Here is a 4089-nt window from a genome sequence, read left to right as displayed (position 1 = left end):
GCAACGACGGCCACCGGGAGGAGCGGTGCCAGCAGCACGCCCGAACCGACGCCCCGATCCCGATGGAACATGAACACGGAGGTAATGCCGGTGTCTAAGCCAAGATATGACTGGTGGAGTTATGTGAAGGGAATGATTCGTAGATACCCCGATCTTTGCTTAAAGGAAAAGGCCCTTCGAGAAACGACCCTTTCTCCCAATCTTTCTGGGCAGCCCAGTGGAAAAGGCAAGCCTTCAGATCCGACAGCTGAGGCTGCCCTCCGGGAACTGCCAGAGATCAACCGCCGCGAGTTGGAAGCCGTGCGCAAAGCCATTGAAGAAACCAAAGAGTTGGACACTGAGAAGAACGTCTTCGCATGATTCGACTGGTTTTTTGGGATAAAACGCATACGCTGGAAGGGGCAGCGCAAAAATGCAATATCGCATATGTTACAGCATGTAGATGGCACAAAGATTTCATTATGAAAGTTGGAATAAATTTTGGTCTCACTTGAATAAGCTAACATAAAACGCCATTTTTTCATATTTTTCGCCTATAAAAAAGGATAAGCAATTGACAATACTACGCATACGAAATATAATGTAACTAAATAATAGTTGCAGCAGCGTGGTGATAGGATGGGAAGCAAAGAAAAATTATTAGCCAAGATACTTCGAAAACCAATGCCAACCAACTTCACAAAGCAAGATTTGGACACGTTAATGTCTAAATGTAATTGCCTAAAGTTTAACGGTGGTAGAGGGTCAGGAATAGGATATGTTCACCAGCCAACTCATCAAATTTTACAATTTGATGAGCCACACCCAGGTAACGAATTATATCGATATCATATAAAAATGGTAATTACATTTCTGAAAGATGTAGGTGAGATATGAAAATTTATTAAAACATCAATTTTGAAACGGGAGGATTCGACTATGAGCAACGTGATGGAGTATAAGGGATACCATGCAAAAGTAGAGTATGACCCAAACGATAATATTTTGGTTGGAAAAGTGATTGGAATAGCAGATTCCTTAAACTTCCACGCACAATCTACTAACGAGTTAGTTTCAACATTTCATCAGAGTATAGAAAATTATCTTGAATTGTGCAAAAAAATCGGCAAATCACCAGACAAAGAGTATAGTGGAACATTTAACGTTAGAATCCCTTCTGAGTTGCACAAAAGGGCCTTTATTAAAGCTCAACAAGAAGGGATTACATTAAATAAAGTTGTGGAAAGCGCATTATATGCGTATCTTTTCCCTGAAACAACTATTATGAGTGAATTCACAGAGCAAGTTGCCGCTTTTGCAGATTCCATAAAGAACCTTTCTAGCTCAATTTCGCTTACTACAAAATCTGAAGTAAACGGAAACGTTTCAGCTACAGCAGGTGGAAAAGCCACGAATTTGGAAAAAAGCTTTTCTAAGCGTGAGAATTGCATTTATCTGCCCACTGCAAACAGTTTCAACATTTCCAAAGTGCAATCAGCTCTATCATGAAAGGTAGATTGTCATTATGATTAAAGATATTCTAAATAATACCATTCGTGCAGGACTTGCAGAGATATCATTACAGGATTTAAAAGAACCTGCCCCTAGCAGTCAGGCTGTTCAATTAACGTTTACTGACTATATAAATTGCAAAAAGCTTTCAGACCGATTAAGAATTGAGTGCACAAGAGAATTTTCGTTTGAGCCTGAATGCAATTTCAAATTAAAGATAACATACTTTGTAGAACACTTTTTGAAGGATAAAAATTTGCTCGACTCGTTCGCTGATGCAAGCATTGAAAAGGAAATAATGGAGGACTTGGAATTTTATTTGCAAAGTAATCAGGGGTTTGCTGCGAGGCTATCTCTTTTGGCTGCACAAATTACGTCTACGTTTGGAGGCGCTCCAGCAGTAACCCCCCCTATTTTTCCCTTTTCACAAGAAAAAACAGAAAGTTGATTTAATAAAGCCAAAAAAACGCGATACACTATTATCATCAAAAGCCGTAAGGAACGGGAAACCGCCTTGCGGCTTTTGGTTTTGGGCTTTGCATAGGCACCTCCCAGGGACATGGACCCAGCGCTTTGCGTCGTCCCGTATATGGGCGCCACCAGCCGGCTGCGATGCCGGCCCTATAAGCCGTACAGCCACCGCCAACTGTCCGCAGGCGGAAAGGCGCTCTGCCAGAAGCAGGACGTGGGAGCAAGACCCGCGTACGGCACCGATGCCCTCGGCACTCGCCGGGGGCATTATCATGCCCCGCCCCAGCCGCAAGAGGCGAGGCTGGCACCTACGAGCACCGCCCGGCAGGCGGGAGAGAACCACAGAAAAAGGTGCCAAAAGACGCTCCGTCCCTGCGCTGCCGGGCGGTTATTTTTACTTTACATTCGAGCCGGGAAGGAGGGAAACGTCATTGGCCAGGCCGCTGAAATACAAGACTGTGGATGCCTTGCAGGCCGCCATTGACGCTTACTTCGAGGACTGCCAGGGCAAGCCGCTGTTGGACAAAGACGGCACCGCCGTCTCCGACAAGTACGGCGAGCCGGTCATCATCGGCGCACACCCGCCCACCGTGACGGGGCTGGCCCTGGCGCTGGGATTTACGGGACGCCAGGCGCTGCTGAATTACCAGGGCAGGAAGCAGTTTATGGACACGATAACGCGCGCGAAGTCCCGTTGCGAGGAGTACGCCGAGAGCCGCCTGTTTGACCGGGACGGTGCCCGCAGCGCGCAGTTCAGCCTGGAACACAATTTCCGCTGGAGAGCGGGCGGAGATTCCGGCGAAGATACCCTTGCGAGAGCGGCCAAGGTCCTGGAGGGAATCGACAGTGCTATCGAGTAAACAACGCGAATACCTGGCCAACTGCAGCCATCGCTGGAATGTCAAGACCGGGGCCACGCGCTCCGGCAAGACCTGGCTGGATCTGCTGGTCACGATCCCCAAGCGGCTGCTGGCCTGCCGGGGTGAAGGGCTGATCGTCTTGCTGGGCAACACCAAAGGAACACTGGACCGCAACATCCTGGACCCCATGCGCGAGCTGTGGGGGCCGGATCTGGTCGGTACGATCGGCAGCAACAACACTGTGCAGTTGTTCGGCCGCAAGTGCTATGCGCTGGGCGCTGACAACAAGAAGCACGTCGCCCGCATCCAGGGCGCGGCTTTTGAATATTGCTACGGCGACGAGGTCACGACCTGGAGCGAGGATGTGTTCCAGATGCTCAAGAGCCGCCTGTCCTGCCCGCACAGCCACTTCGACGGCACCTGCAACCCGGACAGTCCCCTGCATTGGTTCAAGGCGTTTCTGGATTCTGACGCCGACGTTTACTGCCAGGCATACACCATCGACGACAATCCGTTCCTGGACCCTGACTTTGTGGACAACCTGAAGCGGGAATATGCGGGCACGGTGTTTTACCAGCGCTTCATCCTGGGACAGTGGGCCATTGCCGAGGGGCTTGTGTATCCGTTTGTGGCAGCAAACCCGGACGCTTATCTAATGCGCGGTCCCACCGCCGGGATGGACGGGCGCTTTTATGTGTCCGTCGACTACGGCACCCATAACCCTTGCAGTATGGGGCTGTGGTGTGTGCAGCGGGACCGTGCCGTGCGCATCAAGGAGCATTACTACGACAGCCGCAAGACCCGGTCACAGCATACCCCCGAAGAGGACTACGCCATGCTGGAAGACCTGGCGCGCGGGTATTACATCCAGGCAGTGGTCGTAGACCCGGCCGCCGCCGCATTTATCGAGACGATCCGGCGGCATGGGCGCTTTCTGGTGCGGCCGGCTGAGAACGATGTCATCAACGGCATACAGACCACGGCGGCCCTGCTGCAGAGCGGCCGGGTGCTGATCCACGAGAGCTGTGCCGACACGCTGCGGGAGTTCAAAACCTACAGTTGGGACGACACGGCGCACCAGGACAAGGTCATCAAAGAAAACGACCATGCCATGGACGACATCCGCTATTTTTGTATGACGATTTTGGCCCGCGAATACCGCTGGGCAGATTGGAGACGCAATGTTTGAAAAGTTGCTGAAATGGCTGCGCGGCCTGTTGAACCAGATGTTTGACGACGCCGTGGGCAGCCCGGACATCGTGATCTC

The 4089-nt window shown here is 50.8% G+C and carries 5 protein-coding genes; all 5 read left to right on the top strand.

What is annotated here, in order from left to right; all coding sequences use genetic code 11:
• The coding region (locus Q0526_RS12350; RefSeq protein WP_298734064.1) for a hypothetical protein at window positions 1–360 on the top strand (360 nt) is incomplete at its 5' end.
• A 558-nt stretch (window positions 361–918) separates the two neighbouring features.
• Window positions 919–1488, top strand: a complete 570-nt coding sequence (locus Q0526_RS12345) for a type II toxin-antitoxin system HicB family antitoxin (protein WP_298734063.1) — start codon at window positions 919–921, stop codon at window positions 1486–1488.
• A gap of 16 nt (window positions 1489–1504) precedes the next feature.
• On the top strand, window positions 1505–1939 hold the full coding sequence (locus Q0526_RS12340; RefSeq protein ID WP_298734062.1) for a hypothetical protein: 435 nt from the start codon (window positions 1505–1507) through the stop codon (window positions 1937–1939).
• A 454-nt stretch (window positions 1940–2393) separates the two neighbouring features.
• Window positions 2394–2822, top strand: coding sequence for a terminase small subunit (locus Q0526_RS12335; RefSeq protein WP_298734060.1), 429 nt, complete (start codon window positions 2394–2396; stop codon window positions 2820–2822).
• Window positions 2809–4011 carry a phage terminase large subunit gene (locus tag Q0526_RS12330; protein WP_298734058.1) on the top strand — a complete coding sequence of 401 codons (1203 nt, stop codon included), beginning with the start codon at window positions 2809–2811 and terminating at the stop codon, window positions 4009–4011. The genes Q0526_RS12335 and Q0526_RS12330 overlap by 14 nt, the downstream gene beginning before the upstream one ends.
• Window positions 4012–4089: the final 78 nt, after the last annotated feature.

The organism is uncultured Subdoligranulum sp., assembly GCF_937890665.1.
The sequence above is the reverse complement of the archived record's forward strand: the minus strand, read 5'-3'. Positions and strand labels throughout refer to the sequence as shown.

Bases quoted from the DNA above. Each gene is read 5' to 3' on its own strand.
- Q0526_RS12340 (WP_298734062.1), top strand. From the start codon at position 1,505: ATGATTAAAGATATTCTAAATAATACCATTCGTGCAGGACTTGCAGAG.
- Q0526_RS12345 (WP_298734063.1), top strand. From the start codon at position 919: ATGAGCAACGTGATGGAGTATAAGGGATACCATGCAAAAGTAGAGTAT.